Origin of the sequence: Cupriavidus sp. KK10 (genome assembly GCF_018223725.1) — a bacterium.
Lineage (GTDB): Bacteria > Pseudomonadota > Gammaproteobacteria > Burkholderiales > Burkholderiaceae > Cupriavidus > Cupriavidus necator.
On the sequence record NZ_CP073677.1, the window covers coordinates 1547906 to 1571059 of the forward strand.

The 23154-nt window shown below is 68.5% G+C and carries 17 protein-coding genes and 1 tRNA gene; 7 read left to right on the forward strand and 11 right to left on the reverse strand.

Annotated elements, in window-relative coordinates; genetic code table 11:
- Nucleotides 1-103: 103 nt before the first annotated feature.
- From KB879_RS07600 to KB879_RS07630, 7 genes are all read right to left on the reverse strand, one after another.
- Entirely contained in the window at nt 104-2869 is a 2766-nt protein-coding gene (locus KB879_RS07600; protein ID WP_013956487.1) for a LuxR C-terminal-related transcriptional regulator, read from the reverse strand.
- A gap of 156 nt (nt 2870-3025) precedes the next feature.
- Nucleotides 3026-4216, reverse strand: a complete 1191-nt coding sequence (locus KB879_RS07605; protein WP_013956488.1) for an amidase — start codon at nt 4214-4216, stop codon at nt 3026-3028.
- A 37-nt stretch (nt 4217-4253) separates the two neighbouring features.
- Nucleotides 4254-5267, reverse strand: coding sequence for an ABC transporter ATP-binding protein (locus KB879_RS07610; protein WP_013956489.1), 1014 nt, complete (start codon nt 5265-5267; stop codon nt 4254-4256).
- A 10-nt stretch (nt 5268-5277) separates the two neighbouring features.
- Nucleotides 5278-6309, reverse strand: a complete 1032-nt coding sequence (locus tag KB879_RS07615; protein ID WP_013956490.1) for an ABC transporter ATP-binding protein — start codon at nt 6307-6309, stop codon at nt 5278-5280.
- Between the two features lie 3 nt (nt 6310-6312).
- Complete coding sequence (locus tag KB879_RS07620; RefSeq protein WP_013956491.1) at nt 6313-7200, reverse strand: ABC transporter permease; 888 nt, start codon at nt 7198-7200, stop codon at nt 6313-6315.
- A gap of 10 nt (nt 7201-7210) precedes the next feature.
- On the reverse strand, nt 7211-8161 hold the full coding sequence (locus KB879_RS07625) for an ABC transporter permease (protein WP_013956492.1): 951 nt from the start codon (nt 8159-8161) through the stop codon (nt 7211-7213).
- 123 nt (nt 8162-8284) lie between these two features.
- On the reverse strand, nt 8285-9907 hold the full coding sequence (locus KB879_RS07630; RefSeq protein WP_049800552.1) for an ABC transporter substrate-binding protein: 1623 nt from the start codon (nt 9905-9907) through the stop codon (nt 8285-8287).
- A 216-nt stretch (nt 9908-10123) separates the two neighbouring features.
- Here KB879_RS07630 and KB879_RS07635 point away from each other — a divergent pair, with 216 nt between their 5' ends.
- Nucleotides 10124-11371, forward strand: a complete 1248-nt coding sequence (locus tag KB879_RS07635) for a Zn-dependent hydrolase (RefSeq protein WP_211980982.1) — start codon at nt 10124-10126, stop codon at nt 11369-11371.
- 22 nt (nt 11372-11393) lie between these two features.
- Here the strand turns inward: KB879_RS07635 and KB879_RS07640 are convergent, their stop codons facing one another.
- The 3 genes from KB879_RS07640 to KB879_RS07650 form a co-directional block, all read right to left on the reverse strand.
- Complete coding sequence (locus KB879_RS07640; RefSeq protein WP_013956495.1) at nt 11394-11741, reverse strand: hypothetical protein; 348 nt, start codon at nt 11739-11741, stop codon at nt 11394-11396.
- Nucleotides 11742-11897: 156 nt separating this feature from the next.
- Nucleotides 11898-12698 (reverse strand): IclR family transcriptional regulator, encoded by an 801-nt coding sequence (locus KB879_RS07645; protein ID WP_013956496.1) that lies wholly within the window; start codon nt 12696-12698, stop codon nt 11898-11900.
- A 229-nt stretch (nt 12699-12927) separates the two neighbouring features.
- A tRNA-Leu gene (locus KB879_RS07650) sits at nt 12928-13014 on the reverse strand.
- 274 nt (nt 13015-13288) lie between these two features.
- On the opposite strand from KB879_RS07650, the gene KB879_RS07655 reads away from it, so the two are divergent.
- On the forward strand, nt 13289-13663 hold the full coding sequence (locus KB879_RS07655) for a VanZ family protein (RefSeq protein WP_013956497.1): 375 nt from the start codon (nt 13289-13291) through the stop codon (nt 13661-13663).
- Here KB879_RS07655 and KB879_RS07660 read toward each other — a convergent pair.
- Nucleotides 13638-14495: a 23S rRNA (adenine(2030)-N(6))-methyltransferase RlmJ gene (locus KB879_RS07660; RefSeq protein WP_013956498.1), complete on the reverse strand. Its 858-nt coding sequence runs from the start codon at nt 14493-14495 to the stop codon at nt 13638-13640. The genes KB879_RS07655 and KB879_RS07660 overlap by 26 nt on opposite strands.
- Nucleotides 14496-14661: 166 nt before the next feature.
- On the opposite strand from KB879_RS07660, the gene mnmC reads away from it, so the two are divergent.
- From mnmC to lon, 5 genes are all read left to right on the forward strand, one after another.
- Nucleotides 14662-16635 (forward strand): bifunctional tRNA (5-methylaminomethyl-2-thiouridine)(34)-methyltransferase MnmD/FAD-dependent 5-carboxymethylaminomethyl-2-thiouridine(34) oxidoreductase MnmC, encoded by a 1974-nt coding sequence (gene mnmC, locus KB879_RS07665; RefSeq protein ID WP_013956499.1) that lies wholly within the window; start codon nt 14662-14664, stop codon nt 16633-16635.
- A 229-nt stretch (nt 16636-16864) separates the two neighbouring features.
- Entirely contained in the window at nt 16865-18220 is a 1356-nt protein-coding gene (tig, locus tag KB879_RS07670) for a trigger factor (RefSeq protein WP_013956500.1), read from the forward strand.
- Nucleotides 18221-18322: 102 nt separating this feature from the next.
- Nucleotides 18323-18973: an ATP-dependent Clp endopeptidase proteolytic subunit ClpP gene (clpP, locus tag KB879_RS07675; RefSeq protein WP_011615108.1), complete on the forward strand. Its 651-nt coding sequence runs from the start codon at nt 18323-18325 to the stop codon at nt 18971-18973.
- 230 nt (nt 18974-19203) lie between these two features.
- Nucleotides 19204-20481 (forward strand): ATP-dependent Clp protease ATP-binding subunit ClpX, encoded by a 1278-nt coding sequence (gene clpX / locus KB879_RS07680; RefSeq protein WP_013956501.1) that lies wholly within the window; start codon nt 19204-19206, stop codon nt 20479-20481.
- A 255-nt stretch (nt 20482-20736) separates the two neighbouring features.
- Nucleotides 20737-23148, forward strand: coding sequence for an endopeptidase La (gene lon, locus KB879_RS07685; RefSeq protein ID WP_013956502.1), 2412 nt, complete (start codon nt 20737-20739; stop codon nt 23146-23148).
- The last annotated feature ends 6 nt before the right edge of the window (nt 23149-23154 follow it).

Below are 23154 nucleotides of genomic sequence, written 5' to 3' on the forward strand. Positions count from 1 at the left end.
CCCGGTCTGACTGGTGGACGGCAGCGGTGTCGCTGCCTCGTTGGATCCAGTGTGGCCGGGGGCGGGTGGGAAGTCCCTACACCGGTGGTGTAGGTGGAGTAGATCAGGGGGTGGGCAGGGCGCCGGCGTCGCGCAGCCGGGCCACGGCTTGGTCACGTCCGGTGACTCCCAGCTTGGCGTAGACATTGCGCAGGTGCCACTTGACCGTGTCGAGCGACACGTTGAGGATGCGCGCGATCTTCTTGTTCGGCATGGCCTGCGCCAGCAGGCCCAGCACCTCCTGCTCGCGCTCGCTGAGGGTGGCCAGGCGCGCGAGTTGGGCGGCCGGGGCCGGCGAGGGAGCGGGACTGGCGGACGCGCCCGGACCGGCGGCGTCGGCCAGGCGCTGCGCGTAGAACGCCAGTACCGGGTCCAGGCTGTCATCGCCGGCCAGCACCGCCAGCATGGCCGGCACCTGCGGCGAGGCGTCGAGCAGGCTGCGCACCAGCCCGTGGCGGTGGCCGATGCGCAGCCCGTCGAGCAGTTGCCGGCGCGCGGCGGCGGGATCGCGGCGGCCCCGGTGGGCCTGCGCCATCAGCACGCGCAAGGTGGCCACGCGGGACCAGCGCCCGCCGGCCTCGGACAGCGCCGCCAGCGGCTCCAGGCGCGCCAGCGCGCCGTCGAAATCGTTGTGGTGCAGGCACATGCCGATGCGGGCCAGGTCGGCGTGGACCCGCACTTCCCAGGCGGTGCTGCGCACCGCGCCGGCATGCCGGGCCGCCAGCGCTTCCAGCCGCAGCAGCGCGTCGTCGGCGGCGTCGACATGGCCGTCTTCCAGCAGCCGGCGCGAGCGCAGTGACAGGGCCCCGGCCACCAGGCGGTCGACTCGGTGGCGCTGCCCGTAGCGCTCCAGCCGGTCCAGGCACGCCAGCGCACCGGCGTGGTCGCCGGCGTGCCAGCGGCTGCAGGACAGCGCCAGCAGCGCGCGCAGCACGGTGTCGGGGATCGAGATGCGCACCAGCACGTCGATGCGGGCATCAAGCAGGCTGGCGGCAGCCTCGACATCGTTGAGTTCGTACAGGGTCTCGCCCAGCAGCGCGGCCGCCATGCAGGCCACGCCGGCGCAGGCGGCGCCACGCTGCTCGGCATCGGCTAGCACGTCATGCAGCACGCGTTCGGCCACCAGCACCTGGCCCTCGACGGCGTGCGTCATGCCGCCCATGCAGCGGCCCAGCAGCGTGCCGCGCGGCGCGCCGTCGCAGGGCGCGCCGTCCTCGATCACGCGCCGCGCCTGGTCGTATTCGCCGCGGTAGATATGCATCCACGACAGGATGTTGCCGCGCCCGGTCAGGGTGAAGTCGTCCGCGCCGGCGGGCACGCGCTGCAGCGCCGGCAGCAGGTTGGCGACGGCATCGGAGTCGTCGCGCAGCAGCGCCATGCTGCCTTGCAATATCGCCAGCGCATAGTGCTCGCGCGGGCCCAGCCGCCCGGCCTGGGCCTGCATCCGCTGCAGGCTGTCTTGCAGCCCGTCGGAGTCGCCGGCATACATCTGCAGATGGGCCTGGACCAGCAGCAGGCCGAAGCGGGCCCGTATCTGTTCCGCCGGCAGTTGCCGCACCAGCGCGGCCAGCTTGCTGAGTTCGCCGCGCGCGAGCAGGCTATGCGCGCGGCCGTGCACCATGTCGGCGGCGGCCGCGCTGTCCCCGGCCAGCACCGCGTGCCGCACGGCCTCGTCGACGTGGCCATGCGCGTTGAACCACTGCCAGGCCGCTGCGTGCATCGCCGCCTGCGTGCCCTGCGGCAGCCCGCCGAGGCGCCCCAGCAGCACTTCGCGCAACAGCGGGTGCAGGCGGTACCAGGCTTCGCCATGGCTGTCGCTGCCGATCTGCGCGATGAACAGGTCGTCGCGCGCCAGGTGCGCCAGCCGCACGGTGATCTCGGCGGCGGCTTCGGGCCGGCCCAGCAGGGTGGCGCACAGCGCGCCGCAAAAGCGGTGGCACAGCGCCATGCGGGTGAGCAGGCCGAGGTCGTCCGGCGTCAGCCGCACCAGCACCTCGCGCTCGAAATAGCTGGCAAAGGTCTGTGCGTCGCGCACCTGGACCGGGTTGTACGATCCGCCGCGCTTGCCCTTCAGGTCGATGGCAAAGAGCTGCAGGCCGGCGGCCCAGCCGTCGGTGAGTTCATGCAGCCGGCCGGCATCGCGGGCGTCGACGTGGCCCAGTTGTTCCTGCAGGAAACGGGCGGATTCCTGTGCCGAGAAGCGCAGGTCGGCCAGCCCGAATGACGACAGCAGCCCCTGCGTGCGCAGCCGCGCCAGCGACAGCGGCGGCGCGGTGCGCGAGGCCAGCACCACGTGCAGTTGCGGCGGCGCGTAGTCGAGCAGCCAGCGCAGCGCCAGCACCACGCCGGGGTCGTCCAGGTGATGGACGTCGTCGAGCATCAGCACCAGTTCGCGCCGGCGTGCGCCGATGGCCCGCACCAGCGTGATCACCCAGTGCTCGACCGCGGACTGGTGGCCGTCGCGGCCCATCAGCACCCAGGCATCGCGCACGATGGCCGGATCCACGGTGGCCAGGCTGGCGACCAGGCCGTTGAAGAAGGCCGCGACGCTGTTGTCTTCCGGGGCGAGCGACAGCCAGGCGACGTCGAAGTCCAGCGTCAGCAGGGCCTGGCGCCACGCCGCCAGCGTGCTGGTCTTGGCGCAGCCGGCCGGCCCCTGGATCACCACGCAGCGCTGGCGCCGCGCCTCGGCCAGGCGCGCGAGCAGGGTGTCGCGCGGCATCAGCGGGCGGGCGCCGCGGGGCGGCACCAGCTTGGTCGGCGTGACCGCGAAGGCAGGTGTGGCGGACTGGCGGGCGGATTCTGCTGGCGCGGCTCCGGCCGGGGACATGCTGGGCTCCTCTTGTCCGTGCGGCGCGGGCCGGCGGACCAATGCGATGGCAGCATTGTAGGAGCGCCGGGCTGGCCGGCGGCGTCTTCAGATGGCGGGCCACCTGACGCGGGTGGGGCGCCGGGCGCCCACCCGCGTGCCGTTTGCCTTAGTGGTTCAGGCCTGGTGCGCCATGATCCGCTCCGCCAGTGCCACCAGGCTGCGGTCGCTGCCCGCCGGCCCCAGCAGCGAGATGCCGAGCGGTGCGCCGTCGCGGCGGGCCAGCGGCAGGTTCAGCTGCGGGAAGCCGCTCAGCGGCGTCAGGCACAGCGTCTGGGAGGCGAGGTTGCGGTAGGTCTCCAGCGATTCGACCGGCTCGGCGCGCAGCGGCGCGATATCGGGCATGGTCGGCAGCACCAGCACGCCGTCCTGCCCCAGCAGCCGGCCCACGTGCGCGGTGAAGTCGCGGCGCACGGCACTGGCTTCGTCGAACTGGCTGCGGGTGACGGCCTTCGAGAAGGCGAAGCGTGCCGCGACATCGGCACCCAGCTCCAGCCCGTGTTGCTCGATCAGTTCGCCGTCGCTGTGCCACGCCTCCCAGCCCTGCACGTAGCGGAACGCCCACCACAGCTCGGACAGCGGCCGGTCGGCCACGGTGACTGGCGCGGCCCGGCCCAGCGCGGCTTCGATCCGGGCGACGGCCGGTGCCAGCGCGCCGCGGGCTTCCGGGGTGGGCTGGCCGAACAGGTCGGTGGCAACTAGCAGCCGCGGCGCGGCCGGCAGCGGCGCCGGGTCCGCGCCGAACAGCACCTCGGCCACGCGCGCGAAGGTGCCGATGTCGCTCGCGAAAAAGCCGCAGGTGTCCAGGCTCTCGGACAGCGGCAGGCAGCGCTCCAGCGAAATTCGCCCGTGCGTGGGACGGATGCCGAACAGGCCGCAATGGCTGGCCGGCGCACGCACCGAGCCGCCGGTGTCGGAGCCCAGCGCGAAGTCACACAAGCCGTTCGATACCGCCGAGGCCGAGCCCGACGACGAGCCGCCGGTGATGCGGTCCGGCGCCGCGCCGTTGACCGGGCGCCCGTAGTGGGCGTTCTGGCCGTTCATGGAGAAGGCCAGCTCGTCAGTGTGGGTCTTGCCGACGAAGGCGGCGCCGGCATCCAGCAGCCGCTGCACCGCCGGCGCGGTCGCGGCCTTGATGCCCGAGCGCGCCAGCACGTGCGGATTGCCGCCGCCGGTCGGATAGCCCGCTACATCGAACAGGTCCTTCACGGCAAAGCTAAGGCCCTGCAGCGGGCCGCTGGCGGCGTGCGGGACGGCAACCTGGGGGTACGGCATGAAGGCACGGGCAGGATGGGTGGCAAGCGTCATGGGGGGCCTGGAATATGTTGGGGTTCTGGGATGGGGCTTATGCCGCGGTGGCCACGGCGGGCTCGGCGGCCAGCACGCAGCTGACGCGGTGGCCGGTGCCGACGGTGACCGCCTGCGGCACCTCGGCCAGGCATTGCGGGCGCGCATGCGGGCAGCGTGGCGCGAAGGTGCAGCCCGGCGGCAGCGCGGCCAGGTCGGGCGGGGCGCCGCCGATGGCCTGCAGCCGCTGGCCACGGTCCATGCCATGCTGCCGGCTTTGCAGCAGGGCGATGGTGTAGGGGTGGCGCGCCGCGCGCAGCAGGGTGCGGATCGGGCCTTCCTCGACAATGCGCCCGCCGTACATCACCGCGACGCGGTCGGCGATCTCCACCGCCGCGCCGATATCGTGGGTGACGAAGACGATGGACAGCCCCAGTTCGCGCTGCAGCTCGCGCAGCAGGATCAGCACCTGGATCTGCACGGTGGCGTCCAGCGCGGTGGTGGGCTCGTCGGCGAGCAGGATCCTGGGCCGCGCCGACAGTGCCAGCGCGATCATCGCGCGCTGGCGCATGCCGCCCGACATCTCGTGCGGGTACGCTGCCAGCCGTCGCTCCGGGCTGGGAATGCGCACGGACTCGAGCGCCTGTAGCGCGCGCTCGCGCGCCTCGGCGGCCGAGACCTTGTCGTGGGTGCGGATGCATTCGACGATCTGCTGGCCGACGGTGTAGACCGGGTCCAGCGCCAGCAGCGGCTCCTGGAACACCATCGCCATGGTGCCGCCGCGCAGCCGGGCCAGCGCGCGCTGGTCGAGCGCCATCACGTCGGCGCCGTCGACGCGGATCCGGCCCTCCATGCGGGTGCGGCGCGGCGGGTGCAGGCGCATCAGCGCGCGCAGCGTGACGCTCTTGCCCGAGCCGGATTCGCCGATCAGCGCCACCGCTTCGCCTGCGCCCACTTCGAGCGAGACGCCGTTGACGGCGCGGATGGTCTTGCCGCCGCCGGAGAAGGTGACGTGCAGGTCCCGCACCGAAATCATCGGCGCGCCAGGTGTGCTTTGTGGGGTGGTGGACATGGTGGGCTCCTCAGGGCGCGGTGGCCAGCAGACAGGCGACCGGATGCCCGGCCACCAGGTCGGTCAGCTGCGGCTCGCGCCGCGCGCACACGTCCTGCGCCATGGCGCACCGCGGATGGAAGCTGCAGCCGGGCGGCGGGTTGATCGGATTGGGCGGGTCGCCCGCCAGCGGCGCGACCGCGGTGCGGTGGTCCGGGTCCAGCGACGGCATCGACTTCAGCAGCGCGCGCGTGTACGGGTGCGCCGGGTGGCGATAAAGGGTCTCGGTATCCGCGATCTCCACCACCTTGCCCAGGTACATCACCATCACGCGGTCGCACAGGTAGCGGATCACGTTGAGGTCGTGGCTGATGAAGACGTAGGTCAGGTCGAACTCGGCCTTCAGGTCCAGCAGCAGGTTCAGCACCTGCGCCTCCACCGACTTGTCCAGTGCCGAGACCGCCTCGTCCAGGATCACCAGCCGCGGGCGCAGCGCCAGCGCGCGGGCAATGTTGACGCGCTGGCGCTGCCCGCCGGACAGCTCGTGCGGGTAGCGCCCGGCAAAGCGCGCCGGGTCCAGCCCGACGCGCTGCAGCAGGTAGCGGGCGCGCTCGGTGGCTTCGCGCGCCGGCACGCCATGGACGCGTGGCGTGAAGGCGATCGACGCCTCGATGGTCAGGCGCGGGTTCAGCGACGAATAGCTGTCCTGGAACACCATCTGCACCTGGCTGCGGAACTGCTTCATCGGCAGCTGGGCCGAGCCCACGCCCTGCGCGTCGAAGATCAGCTCGCCGCTGTCCTGCTGCGTCAGCTGCATCAGCAGCCGCGCGGTGGTGGACTTGCCGCAGCCGGACTCGCCGACCACCCCCAGGGTCTCGCCCTTGAGCACGTCGAAGCTGACGCCATCGACCGCGCGCACCGACGCGGCACGCGCGCGCAGGCCGGGCAGGCCGGACTTGATGGGGAAGTGCTTGACCAGCTGGTGGGCGATCACCAGCGGCTGCGCCGGGCCGCCGACATCGCGGCCGGCCTGTGGGGAAGGGGCCTGCATCAGTGCTGGCATGGTTCAGTCCTTGATTTCCATGGCCGAGCGGATGCCGTCGGCCAGCAGGTTGAACGAGACCGAGGTCAGGAAGATCATGGCGCCGGGCAGGGCGGCAACCCACGGCTGGGTATAGATGGCCGTGCGCAGCGTGTTGAGCATCAGGCCCCACTCCGGCTCGGGCGGCTTGACGCCCAGGCCGAGGAAGGACAGGCCCGAGGCCAGGATCATCGACACCGAGATCAGGCTGGTGGCATAGACGAAGATCGGCCCAAGCACGTTGTTGAGCACATGGGCGCGCACGATGGTCAGCGACGACGCCCCGGAAGCACGCGCCGCGTCGACAAACTCGCGGTTGCGCACCTGGGTGGTCACGCTTTCGGCCACGCGCACGATCTGCGGGATAAAGACGATGGTCAGCGACAGCAGCGCATTGCCCACGCCCGCGCCCAGCGTGCCTGACAGCGCGATCGCCAGCAGCACCGACGGGAAGGCGTACAGGATGTCGGTGAGCCGCATGATCACGGTGTTGGTCCAGCCGCCGGCATAGCCGGCGACGATGCCGAGTGCGCTGCCGATGACAAAGGCCAGCAGCACCGGCGTGATGCCCATGAACAGCGACAGCCGCGCGCCCAGCATCAGCCGCGACAGCATGTCGCGTCCCAGCTCGTCGGTGCCCAGCGGGAAGTGCTCGGTGCCGATCGGCTTGAGGCGCTTGAGGATCGATGCCGCGTACGGATCGGCGGGCATCAGTGCCGGGGCGAACAGCGCCATCAGCACCAGCCCCAGCAGCACCAGCGCGGCCAGCATGGCCAGCCTGTTGCGCAGCAGGCGCCGGCCGACCGTGGTCCAGTAGCCGGGCGAGCGCTGCACCGCAGCGGCGGCCGGTGATGGGTCGAGGGTCATGTCCATGTCGGCCTCCTCAGTTGCGCTGGATGCGCGGATCGAACAGCGTCTGCAGCGCATCGACCAGCAGGTTGAGCAGCACGAAGAACACAGCCAGCACCAGGATGGTCCCCTGCAGCAGCGGGAAGTCGCGCTGGAAGATAGCGGCGTTGAGCAGGAAGCCGGTGCCGGGCCATGAGAACACGGTCTCGATCAGGATCGAGCCGCCCAGCAGGTAGCCCAGCTGCAGGCCCATCACCGACAGCGCGGTCGGCGCCACGTTCTTGAGCACGTGGCGGAACACGGCCAGGTCCGACAGGCCGCGCGCGCGCAGGCCGACGATGAACTCGTTGGCCAGGATCTCAGCCACCAGCGCGCGCACCGTGCGCGCCACGATGCCCATCGGGATCACCGACATGGTCACTGCCGGCAGCAGCATGTACTGCATGTGCTCCCAGTCCCAGGCCCAGTCGCCCGAACCGCCCGGCCCGGCGCCGGTGGCCGGCAGCCAGCCCAGCAGCACCGAGAACGCGATCACCAGCACCATCCCCAGCCAGTAGTGCGGGATGCTGACGCCCAGCACCGACAGCAGCGACGCGGTGCGGTCGGCCACGGAATCGCGCAGGTAGCCGGCGACAAAGCCGAACAGGCAGCCGAAGCTGAAGCCGATCAGCGTGGCCACGGTGGCCAGGCGCAGGGAATTGACCACGGCTGCGCCGACTTCGGCCATCACCGGCCGGCTGGTGGCGATCGAAGTGCCCAGGTCGCCCTGCAGCGCGCGGCCCAGCCAGTGCAGGAATTGCTCCAGGAAGGGCTTGTCGAAGCCGTAGAGCGCGGTCAGCTGGCGGCGCAGGTCTTCCGAGGCGTCGGGCGGCAGCACCGACACCAGCGGATCGCCGGGGGCGATATGAACCAGCGAGAAGCACAGCAGCGCCACCCCGAGCAGGATGGGGATGGCATAGAGGATGCGGCGGAACAGGTATTGCATGGGGGGATCCGGCAAGTTGGGGGCGTGCGTGCGCGGTGCGCGGCACGCGGGAAAGACCGGGCGGGACTGCCGGGCCGCGCGGCGGCGGGGCTGCCGCGCGGCGTCCGTCGGGCGCGGCCGGGATCAGTCCATCGACATTGTCGCGATATCGATAAACCAGCTCTGCGGCTGCACCACGCCCTTGACCTTCTTCGAGATCGCGCGCGGGCCGACGTCATGCGCGATCAGCACGAACGGCGATTCCTCGACGATGCGTGCATGCAGCCTGGCCAGCGCCGCGTCGCGCGATTTCTCGTCAAACGAGGTGCGCGCGTTCTCGATCAGCTTGTCGAACTCGGCATTGCCGAAGTAGCCCCAGTTGTTCGAGACCGGCGGCTGGGTCTTGGTGCTGACGAAGCGGACCATGGCGAAGAACGGGTCCATTGCCGCAAAGCTGACGTTGATGGCGTTGGCGCCGTGCGCGCTGGCGTCCTTGGCGCCGACGCGCCAGTTGGTGAAGAGCGTGTTCCACTCGACCACGTCGAAATCGACGTCGATAAAGCACTCCTTCAGGTTCTGCTGCACGTACTCGTTCATCGGCAGCGGCTGCATCTGGCCGGAGCCCGACGCCGACACCTGCACCTTGACCTTGACCGGTTTGGCGGCCGAGTAGCCGGCCTCCTGCATCAGCTTCTTCGCCGCGGCCGGGTCGTACTTGATATCGAACTTCGGATTGCCCCACCACGGATTGCCGGTCTCGACGATGCCCTTGGCCTCGGCCATGTAGCCGCCCAGCAGGGTCTTCAGGCCGCTGCGGTTGACGCACAGGTTGGCGGCCTGGCGCACGCGCTTGTCCAGCCACGGCGAGCCGGGCGCGAACGACAGCTGCCACGGCCACATATGCGGCTGCGCGTTGGCGTAGACCTGGAAGCCGCGGCTCTTGATCTGGGCGATGGCGTCGGGCGCCGGGGCTTCGATCCAGTCGACCTGGCCCGACAGCAGCGCGGCGGTGCGGGCGTTGGCCTCGGGCATCGGCACCATCACCACCTTGTCGATCTTTGGCACGCGCTTCGCGTCCCAGTATTGCGCATTGCGCACCACTTCCAGGCGCTCGCGCGGCACCAAGCGGCTCATCCTGAACGGCCCGGTGCCGGCGGCGTCGGCGGCAAACGCGACCCAGGCCTGCTTGGAGCGCTCGACCGGATCGGTGACCGAGGCCGGCACCGCGGCGAACTTCTTCTCCCACTGCGTGGGCGAGGCCATGAACAGGTTGGTCAGGTTGTAGGGCAGGAACGAATCCGGCTCGGAGGTGACCAGCTCGACGGTGAGGTCGTCGATCTTTTTTGCCGTGCGCAGCGTCGGCATGCGCGAGGCGGTTACGCCGACCTGGCTGGGATCGAACTGCCTGGCGGTCTTGTCCAGCACTTTGCCGACGTTCCAGACCACGGCGTCGGCGTTGAATGGGGTGCCGTCGTGGAATTTGACGCCGGGGCGCAGCTTGAACACCCATCTGGTCTTGTCGGCGGCGTCGACCTTCCATTCGGTGGCCAGGCCCGGGATCAGCAGGCTGGGGCCGTTGCCCCTGGACAGGTCCCATTGGGTGAGGCCGTCGTACATCGGGATGCCGGAGAAGCGGTTGCCCTCAAAGCCCTGGTCGGGCTGGCCGAGCGTGCGCGGGATGTCGGCGGCGGTCATGCCGATGCGCAGCACCTTGTCGGCATGGGCGGCACCGGGCAGCGCGAGCAGCGCCAGCACGGCGGCGCTCATGACCGAGGCAGCTGACTTGAGACCTTTCGCGAGAAGGGAGGGATCGTGGTGCACAGGCTTGCTCCTGGGTTGGCTTGAGGGGACGGATGTCTGCAAAGCAAGTCATGTGCCACGGTGGCAGGGCCGGGAACCCGGGCCGAAGCGCGGGCGATGGTGGTCTGCTTCTTGCTGAACCTGCTGCCGTTTCCTCTCCCTCCACCCCACCCGCAACCAGACATGGACCAGCTACACCTTCCCCGCATCAATGGCGCCCGCCTGTGGCAATCGCTGATGGACCTCGCCGCGATCGGCGCCACGCCCAGGGGCGGCGTGTGCCGCATCGCGCTGACCGAAGCCGACCGCAAGGGGCGCGACCTGGTGGTGCAGTGGTGCCGCGAGGCCGGGCTCGACGTGCGCGTCGACGAGATCGGCAACGTCTTCGCGCGCCGCGCCGGCAGCGCCCCCGACGCGCGTGCCGTGGCCACCGGCAGCCATATCGACACCCAGCCCTCAGGCGGCAAGTTCGACGGCAACTTCGGTGTGCTGGCCGGCCTGGAGGTCATGCGCACGCTCGACGACCTGGGCATCGTCACGCGCGCGCCGCTGGAGGTTGCGTTCTGGACCAACGAGGAGGGCACGCGCTTCACGCCGGTGATGATGGGCTCGGGCGTGTTCGCCGGAGAATTCGACGCGGCCTTTGCGCGCGCGCAGGCCGATGTGGATGGCGTCAGCGTGGGCGACGCGCTGGCGGCCATCGGCTACCGCGGCGCGCAGCCGGCGGGCGCGGTGCCGGGCGGCATGTTCGCGGCCTACTTCGAGGCGCATATCGAGCAGGGGCCGGTGCTGGAGGCGGCCGGCCTGCCGATCGGCGTGGTCTCGGGCGCGCTGGGCCAGCAGTGGTACGACGTGACCGTGACCGGCATGGACGCGCACGCCGGCCCGACGCCGCTGGCGCTGCGCCACGACGCGATGCTGGCGGCCGCGCGCATGGTCGAGGCGGTCAACCAGATCGCGCGCGACGAGGCGCCGCACGGGCGCGGCACGGTCGGCTATCTGCAGGTCACGCCGAACTCGCGCAACGTGATTCCGGGCCGGGTCGATTTCTCGGTCGACTTCCGCAACCTGTCGCAGGCTGGCCTGGACCGCATGCACGCGGCCATGCAGGCGGCATTCGAAGGCATTGCCCTGGCTGCCGGCGTGGAGGTCGAAATCCGCCAGGTGGTGAAGTTCGAGCCGTGCGTGTTCGCGCCCGAATGCGTGGACAGCGTGCGGCGCGCGGCCTCGGTGCTGGGCCTGCCGCATATGGACGTGGTCAGCGGCGCCGGCCACGACGCGGTCTACGTCGCGCGGCGCGCGCCCACCGGCATGATCTTCGTGCCGTGCAAGGACGGCATCAGCCATAACGAGCTTGAAGACGCGCTGCCCGAGCACATCGAGGCGGGCGCCAACGTGCTGCTGCAGGCCATGCTGGCGCACGCGCGCTAGGGCGCCTGCGCCAGATCCGGGGCTAGTTGCAGATCGTGCCGGGAACCGGCTTGCCGGAGGCGGTCAGCCCCTGGCACGCATCGCCGCTCGCCAGGCTGGTATCCGCGGCCGCGGCCGGTGACAGCTTCAGCTTGCCTGCCACGGTGCAGCACCCACGGGGTGGTGGTGGGGCCGGCGTGCGCTTGGTCGCCGACAGCGGCGCCGGCCCACCGGCTTCCGCGGTTTCTTCCGCGTCAGGAAAGACGCACTGCCCTTGCTGGCAGATCCGCTCTCCTTTGCACTGCATGTCGTACTGGCATCCGGCGGCCTGTGCAAACGATGACCAGCCAGCGGTCATCGACGCTGCCAACAGCAAAGCGGGGAATTTCATATGCCCTCCGATCAGGGCTGAGATAACGATGCCGGACCGGCGCGGTGCCGCCCAGACACCTTCAGCATAGATCGCGGCAAGGGTCCGCGAAAGGCACTGGCACTCAGGTGTTCTACCACCCCTGCGCACGTTGGCCGGCGTTCGCGGTGCCGGGCCTCAGTGGGCGATGGAGCACGAGATCGCCCGCGCGCATTCCATCACCAGCGGCGCCAGCTTTTTCTGCGCCTCGGCCATGCTCCAGCGGCTGGCCGGCGGCGACACGTGCACCGCGCCGACCGCCACGCCACGGCTGTTGACGATGGGCGCGGCCAGGCCCATGTCGCCGATGAACAGTTCCTCTTCATTGCTGGCGTAGCCCAGCCGTCGGCACGCTGCCACGCGCTCGAAGATCGCATCCACGCCGGTCAGCGTCGCGGGCGTGCGCGCCACGCGCGCCGACTGCTCCAGCATCGCCAGCACCTGTTCGTCGGGCAGCGTGCTGAGGTAGGCCCGGCCGGAGCTGGTGCAGTACATCGGGATGCGCATGCCCACCGGCGTCAGCACCGGCATGTGTTTGGCGGTCATCAACTGGGCCACGTAGACCATGTCCAGCCCGACCGGCTCGGTCAGGTTGGCGGTCTCGCCGCTGGCTGCGGCCAGCTGCGACAGGTAGGGGCTGGCCACCGGGATCAGCGCGTCGGCCGCCAGGTAGTTGTAGCCGATCTCCATCACCCGCGGCGTCAGCCGGAAGCGGCGCGTCTGCGGGTGCTTGTCGACATAGCCCAGCGCTTCCAGCGTATGGATGGTGCGCTGCGCCGAGCTCTTGTTCATGCCGGTCAGCGCGGCCAGCTCCGACAGGGTCAGCGTGCGGTGCACGCCGTTGAAGGCGCGCAGGACTTCGAGGCCTTTTTCCAGCGACTGGTTGAAGAGCGGGTTGTCGCGGTCGGGCGTGGGTAGCGGGACAGGTTTTGACGGCATAGTTGCGTCGGCGGGCGAGAGGCCGGGCGGCACCATCCGCGGGATGGCTGCACCACGATGAATGAGTATTGCACCAATATACGAATGTATCGATTATCGATACGATGACGAAATGATAGCGTCGCTGGCGCAGACTGGAAAGTGCCGCGGCGTGGGAGTGCCTGGCTGGAGAAGCGGGCCGAAGGGGATTTGAAAACGGAAGTTGTCAGTCCGCCACTTGAAGGGCGGATGGTGCGAGGGAGGGGACTCGAACCCCTACACCATTGCTGGCGTCAGGACCTAAACCTGGTGCGTCTACCAATTTCGCCACCCTCGCGGTCCTTGCGGCGCTGCCCGGGCGGGCGGCCGCGATGCTCGCTGGCTTGCGCCGGACAGGAAAGCAAAAAAGGCGGCTGGAACTGCCCGCCTTTCACCTGTCCGCTGCTGCCGGCACTGGCCGCCGAACCGTGGTGTCGGCATGGCTCGCACCTGCGGTGCAACGAGGCTGCGGATTGTAGCGCAAGGCGCGGGGGGAATCCAGCCCTGCCGGGCGCTGCGGTGGCGGCGGCAGGCGGCAGGGCTATATTGTCGGCTTTCCAGATGCCGCACACATGCCGATGATTGCCTTCCCGACCCTGACCCCGCTGCGCTGGCGCCTGCTGTTCTGGGGCTGCGCGGCCGCGGTGCTGGCGCTTTCGCTGATGCCGCCGACGCAGCCCCTGCCGACCACCGGCTGGGACAAGTCCAACCATATGCTGGCGTTCGCGGTGCTGGGCGTGCTGGGCCGGCGCGCCTACACCGGCCGTGGCTGGGCCGTCTTGCTGGGGCTGGTGGCGTACGGCGGGCTGATCGAACTGCTGCAGGGGCAGACCGGCTACCGCGAGGCCGACTGGCTCGACCTGCTGGCCGACAGCGTCGGCCTGGCCGCGGGCATGGCGCTGGACTGGCTGGTGCGCCGCCTCAGCTCTCCTCGGCTTCGAGCGTGAACCTTGCGCCGTCGTCCTGGCCAAGCAGGTCGGTTAGCACCGGCATGGCCTGCTGCAGCGATTCCTTCAGCCGCCACGGCGGGTTGACGATGAACATGCCGCTGCCGTGCAGGCCCAGGCCGCCCTCGACCGGATGCCTGACGGTCAGGGTCACGTGCAGCCAGCTCTTGAGCGGCAGGCCCTTGAGCTGCACCGGCAGCTGCACCGATTCACGCCGCTGCACCTGCGGGTACCAGACCGCATAGACGCCGGTGGCAAAGCGCTCCAGCCCGTCACGGATGGTCTGCACGGTGCGGGCGTAGTCCTGCTTGTCCTCGTAGGAGGGGTCGACCAGCACAAGCGCGCGGCGCGGCGGCGGGGGTAGGATGGCCTTGATGCCGCCGAAGCCGTCGCCGTCGTACAGCATGACGCGGCGCCCGGCGCCGCGGAAGTTGTCGCGCAGCACCTGGATCTCGGTGCTGTGCAGCTCGAACAGCCTCAGCCGGTCGTGCTCGCGCAGCATCTGCCAGGCCAGCCAGGGCGAGCCGGGGTAGTGGCGCAGGTTGCCGTCCGGGTTGAGCGCGCGCACCTGGTCCAGGTATTCGTCCAGCATCGCCGGCAGCTGGGTGCCGCTGGCGGCGGCGCGCCACAGCGGCGCGATGCCGGTTTCGAATTCGGCCTTCTTCTGCGCGTAGGCGTGGTCCAGCGCATAGAGGCCGGCGCCGGCATGGGTGTCGATATACCAGAACGCCTTGTCCTTCTGCGCCAGGTGATCGAGCAGTTGCACCACGATGGCGTGTTTGAGGACATCGGCATGGTTGCCGGCGTGGAAGGCGTGACGGTAGCTGAGCATGTGGAGCGGGGCGCCTGGGCGGCGCAGATCAAGGGGCAGGGCGGTGCGGTCTGCGGGAAGGCCGCTATGCTACCATCCGGCGCGAATTGCCAACCCCGGCCAACCCCGCTCCCACGCCCCGGCGAATCCGCCCTGGCATTTTGCTTTTCGCCGAGTTTCCTGTCCCATGCCGCGCGCATTAGAGCCCGCCGAGTCCATCCTGTCTGCCGAAGGCATCCCGTATTCGCCCCGCTACGACGACGTCTACCACAGCACCGAAGGCGGGCTGGCGCAGGCCGCCTATGTCTTCCTGGGCGGCAACGGCCTGCCGCAGGCGTGGGCCGGCCAGCGCCAGTTCGTCATCGTCGAGACCGGCTTCGGCCTGGGGCTGAATTTCCTGGCGACCTGGCAGGCGTGGCGCGATGATCCCCAGCGCTGCGGATCGCTGCATTTCGTCTCGATCGAAAAGCACCCGTTCACCCGCGAAGGGCTGGCGCAGTTGCACGCCGGGCTGGACGGGCTGCAGCCGCTGGCGCAGGCGTTACAGGCGCAATGGCCGCTGGCGCTGCCGGGCCTGCACCGCCTGGCCTTCGACGGCGGGCGCGTGGTGCTGACGCTGGCGCTGGGCGATATCGAGCAGATGCTGCCGCTGCTGGCGGCCGGCGTCGATGCCTTCTACCTGGACGGTTTCGCGCCGGCGCGCAATACGGAGATGTGGTCGCCGCAGGTGTTCCGCGGACTGGCGCGGCTGGCCCGGCCAGGCGCCAGGCTGGCCACGTGGGCGGCCGCGGGCTTCGTGCGGCGCGGGCTCAAGGACGTCGGTTTCGAAGTCAGCAAGGCGCCCGGCTTTGGCGGCAAGTGGCAAATGACCGTCGCGCGCTTCCGCCCGCAATGGAAAGCGCGCCGCCATGCGCCGCCACTGCCGGCGCAATGGGCCGAGCGCCATGCCATCGTGATCGGCGCCGGCCTGGCCGGCTGCGCCGTGACCGAGCGGCTGGGCGCGCGCGGCTGGCGCGTGACGCTGTTCGATGGCCATGACGGGCCGGCGCGGCAGACCTCGGCGCACCGCGCGGCGGCCATGCATGCGCACGTGTCCGCCGACGACAGCCTGCTGTCGCGGCTGTCGCGCGCCGGCAACCAGTACGCGCTGCGTGCCTGGGCGGCGCTGGCCGAGGCCGGCCATCCGGTCGGCTGGCATGGCTGCGGCGTGCTGCAGATCGGCGAGGACGAAGCCGAAAGCGAGGCCCAGCGCGCCGCGCTGGCGGCGCTGGGCTTGCCGGAAGGATTCGTGCGCTGGATGCGCGCTGAAGAGGCGGCAGCGGCCCACCATGCCGGCGTGCCGCGTGGCGGCCTGTGGTTCCCGCAAGGCGGCTGGCTGGCGCCGCCGGACATCTGCGCGGCGCAGCTGGCGCAAGCGGGCGCTGCGGTGACGGCACGTTTCGGCTGCCGGGTTGCTGCAATCGCGCGCGTTGACGGGCAATGGCAGGCGGTCGGGCAGGACGGTGAAGTGCTGGCATCGGCGCCGGTGCTGGTACTGGCCAACGCACATGAGGCGCAGCAACTGCTGCCGCGGCAGCACTGGACCATGCGGCGCGTGCGCGGGCAGCTGACCACGCTGGGGTCGGCGCAGGTGGACGCGCTCGGCGGCTGGCCGGATTGCGTGGTGACCGGTGCCGGCTACCTGCTGCCGCGTGCCGCAGACGGCGCGGGCCGGGTCGGCTCCAGCTACGACGCCGACGAAGGCCCGCTGGTGGAGCAGCCGGCGGTCCACGCGGCCAATCTGGCGCGCCTGTCCGGCATGCTGCCGCGCCAGGCCGATGCCGTGGCCGCCATCGATCCCGCAACGCTCTCCGGCTATGTCGGCGTGCGCACGGTCACGCACAACCGGCTGCCGCTGGTCGGCCAGGTGCCTGACGAGGCCGCCGCGCTGGCGCAGGCCGCATCGCTGCGCGGCGCGCACTTGCGTGACCTGCCGCGCATGCCTGGGCTCTACGCCGCCCTTGCATATGGGTCGCGCGGCCTCACCTGGGCAGCGCTGGGCGCGGAACTGCTGGCCAGCCAGATCGAGGGCGAGCCGCTGCCGCTGGAGTCGGACCTGGCCGATGCGATGGATCCGGCACGCCTGCTGCTGCGCGCGCTGCGCCATGGGCAGACGGGATAGCACCGCGGGTCCGGCGGGCGGGTCCGGGCCCGTTCCGGGCAAAATCTGCCGGAAGCGAATGAAAACCGTGCGATAATCCCCGTTTTCCGTTTGCGCGGAGCTTCCCGTTCGCCGGTGCGCCGCCCCGGCCGTCCTGTGGTGACGGCGCCGTGGCGGTAAAGCGGGCGGTACATGCGCAAGCGGTAGCACCTACGAACACAACTACATTTTCTGGATTGGATCTACGACCATGTCGAACGTGATTGAGAACCTCGGCAAGCTGGACCGCAAGGTGACCCTGGCCATCCCCAAGGCCGAAGTGGAGAAGGAAAAGCAGGAGCGCCTGGTTCGCCTGTCGAAGACCGTGAAGATGTCGGGCTTCCGTCCGGGCAAGGTGCCGATGAAGATGGTCGAGAAGCAGTACGGCCAGCAGGTCGAGTTCGAAGTGCGCTTCGACAAGGCCGCACGCAAGTTCTTCGACATCACCAAGGAACAGGACGTCAAGGTTGCCGGCCAGCCCAAGTTCGAGATCAAGAACGAAGGCGTGGGCGAGGACGAAGTCGCCTTCGACGCCACCTTCGAGGTGTACCCGGAAGTGACCATCGGCGACCTGTCGGCTGCCGAAGTCACCCGCACCGGCACTGAAATCACCGATGCCGAAGTCGACAAGACCATCGACATCCTGCGCAAGCAGCGCGTGCACTACCACGCCCGCGGCGAAGCCGGCGAGCATGGCGACGGCGGTGCCGACGTCACCGCCCAGAACGGCGACCGCGTGACGCTGGACTTCGTCGGCAAGGTCGACGGTGAAGAGTTCGCCGGCGGCAAGGCCGAGGACTTCCCGTTCGTGCTGGGCGAAGGCCGCATGCTGCCCGAGTTCGAGCAGGCCGCGCTGGGCCTGAAGGTCGGCGAAAGCAAGACCTTCCCGCTGGCCTTCCCGGCCGACTACCACGGCAAGGAAGTGGCCGGCAAGACCGCCGAGTTCACCGTGACGCTGAAGAAGATCGAGTGGGCGCACCTGCCGGAAGTCAATGATGCCTTCGCCAAGTCGCTGGGCATTGCCGACGGCAGCGTCGACAAGATGCGCGCCGACATCCGCGAGAACCTCGAGCGCGAAGTGAAGCGCCGCACGCATTCCATGCTGAAGGACCAGGTCATGGAAGCGCTGCTGAAGGCCAGCGAGCTGGACGTGCCCAAGGCCCTGATCGAGCAGGACCAGGAACGCCTGGTGGAAATGGCCCGCCGCGACCTGGAGCAGCGTGGCATGCCCAACGCCAAGGACATGCCGATCCCGGCCGAGATGTTCGCGCAGCAGGCCGAGCGCCGCGTCAAGCTGGGCCTGATCCTGGCCGAGATCGTCAAGGCCAACGGCCTGGAAGCCAAGGCTGACCAGATCAAGGCCGAGATCGAGGACTTCGCCAAGAGCTACGAAGACCCGAAGGAAGTCATGCGCTGGTACTACGGCGACCAGCAGCGCCTGGCCGAAATGGAAGCCTACGTGCTCGAAAACAACGTGGTAAATTTCGTGTGCGACAAGGCCAAGGTCACCGACAAGAAGGTGTCCTTCGAGGAACTCACCGCCGAAGGCAACCAGCAACAAGCCTGAGGCCGGAAGTGACCCGCAGCCCCGCGCCACGGCGTGGGGCCGGGCAACTTCCCGAGTTACCCCGGATGGCCTTGCGATCCGACGAATCCATGGAGAACATGCATGACCCGCAATGATTTGCTTGACCGTCTCGCCACCACGCAGGCTTCGGCACTGGAAACCCAGGGCCTGGGGCTGGTGCCGATGGTCGTCGAGCAGTCCGGCCGGGGCGAGCGCGCCTATGACATCTACTCGCGCCTGCTGAAGGAGCGCGTGGTGTTCATGGTGGGCGAGGTCAATGACCAGACCGCCAACCTGGTGGTGGCCCAGCTGCTGTTCCTCGAGAGCGAGAACCCCGACAAGGACGTGTCGCTGTACATCAACTCGCCGGGCGGTTCCGTATCGGCGGGGCTGGCGATCTACGACACCATGCAGTTCATCAAGCCGGACGTGTCCACGCTGTGCATGGGCATGGCGGCAAGCATGGGCGCGTTCCTGCTGGCGGCTGGCGCCAAGGGCAAGCGTTCGGCGTTGCCCAACTCGCGCATCATGATCCACCAGCCGCTGGGCGGCGCGCGCGGCCAGGCCTCGGACATCGAGATCCAGGCGCGCGAGATCCTGTACCTGCGCGAGCGGCTCAACACCATCCTGTCCGAGGTGACGGGCCAGCCGGTCGAGAAGATTGCGCGCGACACCGATCGCGACAACTTCATGAGCGGCGACCAGGCGGTTGACTACGGCCTGATCGACAAGGTCCTCGCCCGTCGCGGCTGATGCAGCGGGCCGCCGTGGCGCAATCCGCAGCGGCGGCCGGCCAGGCTGGCAAGGGCTCAAATGGCGAAGGCTACACCGGAACGAGGCCCCGTGCCTCGTTTTTTGCTTTTGCCCCACAGCCGGGGGGAACCGCCGGTGGTGCCAATTGTTTTGGCGTATGATGCGTTGAAGCGTATCTCCGGGGAGCCTTTCGCCCCGCGGTGTGCGCACAGCAAAAGTGACTGATTCCTATGGCGGACAAAAAAGGTTCATCCAGCGAAAAGCTTCTGTACTGCTCCTTCTGCGGCAAGAGCCAGCATGAGGTCAAGAAGCTGATTGCCGGCCCGTCGGTGTTCATTTGCGACGAATGCATCGACCTGTGCAATGAGATCATCCGGGACGAGGCCACGGCATCCGAGAAAGACGCCGCTGCGGCCGCGCGCTCGGACCTCCCCACGCCCCACGAGATCCGCGAAAGCCTGGACCAGTATGTGATTGGCCAGGAACAGGCCAAGAAGATCCTGGCCGTGGCGGTCTACAACCACTACAAGCGCCTCAAGCACCTCGGCAAGAAGGACGATGTCGAGCTGTCCAAGAGCAACATCCTGCTGATCGGGCCGACCGGCTCGGGCAAGACGCTGCTCGCGCAGACGCTGGCGCGCCTGCTCAACGTGCCGTTCGTGATCGCCGACGCGACCACGCTGACCGAAGCCGGCTACGTGGGCGAGGACGTCGAGAACATCATCCAGAAGCTGCTGCAGAACTGCAACTACGAAGTCGAGAAGGCGCAGCGCGGCATCGTCTACATCGATGAGATCGACAAGATCTCGCGCAAGTCCGACAACCCGTCGATCACGCGTGACGTGTCGGGCGAGGGCGTGCAGCAGGCACTGCTCAAGCTGGTCGAAGGCACCATGGCATCGGTGCCGCCGCAGGGTGGCCGCAAGCATCCGAACCAGGACTTCCTGCAGGTGGACACGACCAACATCCTGTTCATCTGCGGCGGCGCCTTCGATGGCCTGGAGAAGGTCATCATGCAGCGCTCGGACAAGACCGGCATCGGCTTTGCCGCGCAGGTCAAGAGCAAGGATGAGCGCGACGCCAGCGAAGTGCTGCCGCAGACCGAGCCGGAAGACCTGATCAAGTTCGGCCTGATCCCCGAACTGATCGGCCGCCTGCCGGTGGTCGCCACGCTGTCCAAGCTGGACGAGGCCGCGCTGATGCAGATCCTGGTCGAGCCCAAGAACGCGCTGGTCAAGCAATACCAGAAGCTGCTGGCAATGGAAGGCGTCGAGCTGGAAATCCGCCCGGGTGCGCTGAGCGCCATCGCCCGCAAGGCGATCCGCCGCAAGACCGGGGCCCGCGGCCTGCGTTCGATCCTGGAGCAGTCGCTGATGGACGTCATGTACGACCTGCCCAACTACAAGGGTGTGCAGAAGGTGGTGATCGATGAAAATACGATCAACGGCGATGCACCTCCGCTGCTGATGTATGAAGAGCAGCAGCCCAAAGTGGCGGGGTCCAACTGACGCGAGGGCTGCCAGACGTGGTAAGTGGTCGGGACCACACCGGCAGCTGGGCGGAAAGGCCGTTCGCGTAGAAGCGAGCGGCTTTTTTTGTTTATTTCTACCGACGAGAGGGAGGAAACGCGGGTATGCTGTTTCAGAGGGGCCAGCAAGTGCAGGGAGCGGCATCTGCCTGCCTTGATGAATCGATTGGCACGTATCTTGTAATCGATTCGGGCGGCCCAATTTACGCCTTAAATGACTGACTTGGGGAAAATGATGTCCGGAACACAACTCCTCCCGGCCGAGCCGATTCGCCTCCCACTGTTGCCGCTGCGCGACGTGGTGGTGTTTCCGCACATGGTGATCCCGCTGTTTGTGGGACGCCCGAAGTCCATCAAGGCGCTTGAGACTGCGATGGAGGCGGGCAAGAGCATCATGCTCGTGGCCCAGAAGACGGCGGCCAAGGACGAGCCGACCGCCGACGACCTGTATGAGGTCGGCTGCATCGCCAATATCCTGCAAATGCTGAAACTGCCCGACGGTACCGTGAAGGTGCTGGTCGAGGGTACCCAGCGCGCGAACATCCGCGAGGTGAGCGAGGACGAATCGCACTTCATGTGCGAAGCCGTGCCCGTGCCGCCCGCACCTGGCGAAAGCGCCGAGACCGAGGCCCTGCGCCGCGCGATCGTGTCGCAGTTCGACCAGTACGTGAAGCTCAACAAGAAGATCCCGCCTGAGATCCTGACTTCGCTGTCAGGGATCGACGAGGCAGGCCGCCTGGCGGACACCATCGCCGCGCACCTGCCGATCAAGCTCGAGCAGAAGCAGAAGATCCTGGAGATGGTCAATGTGACCGAACGCCTGGAAAGCCTGCTGTCGCAACTCGAGGGCGAGATCGACATCCTGCAGGTCGAAAAGCGCATCCGTGGCCGCGTCAAGCGCCAGATGGAGAAGAGCCAGCGCGAGTACTACCTGAACGAGCAGGTCAAGGCCATCCAGAAGGAACTGGGTGAGGGCGAAGAAGGCGCCGACCTGGAAGAACTCGACAAGCGCATCAAGGCTGCGCGCATGCCGAAGGAAGCCAAGAAGAAGGCCGACGCCGAATTCAAGAAGCTCAAGCTGATGTCGCCGATGTCGGCCGAAGCCACCGTCGTGCGCAACTACATCGACACGCTGGTGAACCTGCCGTGGCGCAAGAAGAGCAAGGTCAACAACGACCTCGCCAACGCCGAGCGCGTGCTGGACGAAGACCACTACGGCCTGGAGAAGGTCAAGGAACGCATTCTCGAGTACCTCGCAGTGCAACAGCGCGTGGACAAGGTGAAGGCGCCTATCCTCTGCCTGGTCGGGCCTCCCGGCGTGGGCAAGACCTCGCTCGGCCAGTCGGTGGCGCGCGCGACGAACCGCAAGTTCGTGCGCATGGCACTGGGTGGCGTGCGTGACGAGGCCGAGATCCGCGGCCACCGCAGGACTTACATCGGCTCGATGCCGGGCAAGATCCTGCAGAGCCTGTCCAAGGTCGGCGTGCGCAATCCGCTCTTCCTGCTCGACGAGATCGACAAGATGGGCATGGACTTCCGCGGCGATCCGTCGTCGGCGCTGCTTGAGGTGCTGGACCCGGAACAGAACCACACGTTCCAGGACCACTACATCGAAGTGGACTTCGACCTGTCCGACGTGATGTTCGTGGCGACGTCGAACTCGCTCAACATCCCGCCGCCGCTGCTCGACCGTATGGAAGTGATCCGCCTGTCGGGTTACACCGAGGACGAGAAGGTCAATATCGCGCAGCGCTACCTGCTGCCCAAGCAGATCAAGAACAACGGTCTGAAGGCAGGCGAGATCGAGGTTGCCGAAAGCGCGATCCGCGACATCATCCGCTACTACACGCGTGAAGCGGGGGTGCGTTCGCTGGAACGCGAGGTCTCCAAGATCGCGCGCAAGGTGGTCAAGCTGCTGCTGCTGAAGAAGGAGTCGGGCACGATCAAGGTCGATTCCGAGAACCTGGACAAATTCCTCGGCGTGCGCAAGTACGACTTCGGCCTGGCCGGCAAGGAAAACCAGGTGGGCCAGGTGACCGGCCTGGCGTGGACCGAGGTGGGCGGCGACCTGCTGACCATCGAAGCCGCGATCATGCCGGGCAAGGGCAACATCACGCGCACCGGTTCGCTGGGCGATGTGATGAAGGAGTCGGTCGAGGCCGCACGTTCGGTGGTGCGTTCGCGGGCACGCCGCCTGGGTATCACGGATGAGATGTTCGAGAAGCGTGACATCCACATCCACGTACCCGAAGGCGCCACGCCCAAGGACGGTCCGTCGGCAGGCGGTGCCATGACCACGGCGCTGGTGTCGGTGCTGACCGGCATCCCGGTGCGCGCGGATGTCGCCATGACCGGCGAGATCACGCTGCGCGGCGAGGTGCTGCCGATCGGCGGCCTCAAGGAGAAGCTGCTGGCGGCCCACCGCGGCGGCATCAAGCTGGTGCTGATCCCGGAGGAAAACGTCAAGGATCTGGCCGAGATCCCGGACAACGTGAAGAACGCCATCGAGATCGTGCCGGTCCGCTGGATCGACAAGGTGCTGGAACTGGCGCTCGAGCGCAAGCCCGAGCCGCTGCCGGAAGAAGACGCCAAGCCCGCCGAAGTGGCGGACAAGGCCACGGCCAAGGTTGAGCGTCTGCATCACTGACACAGC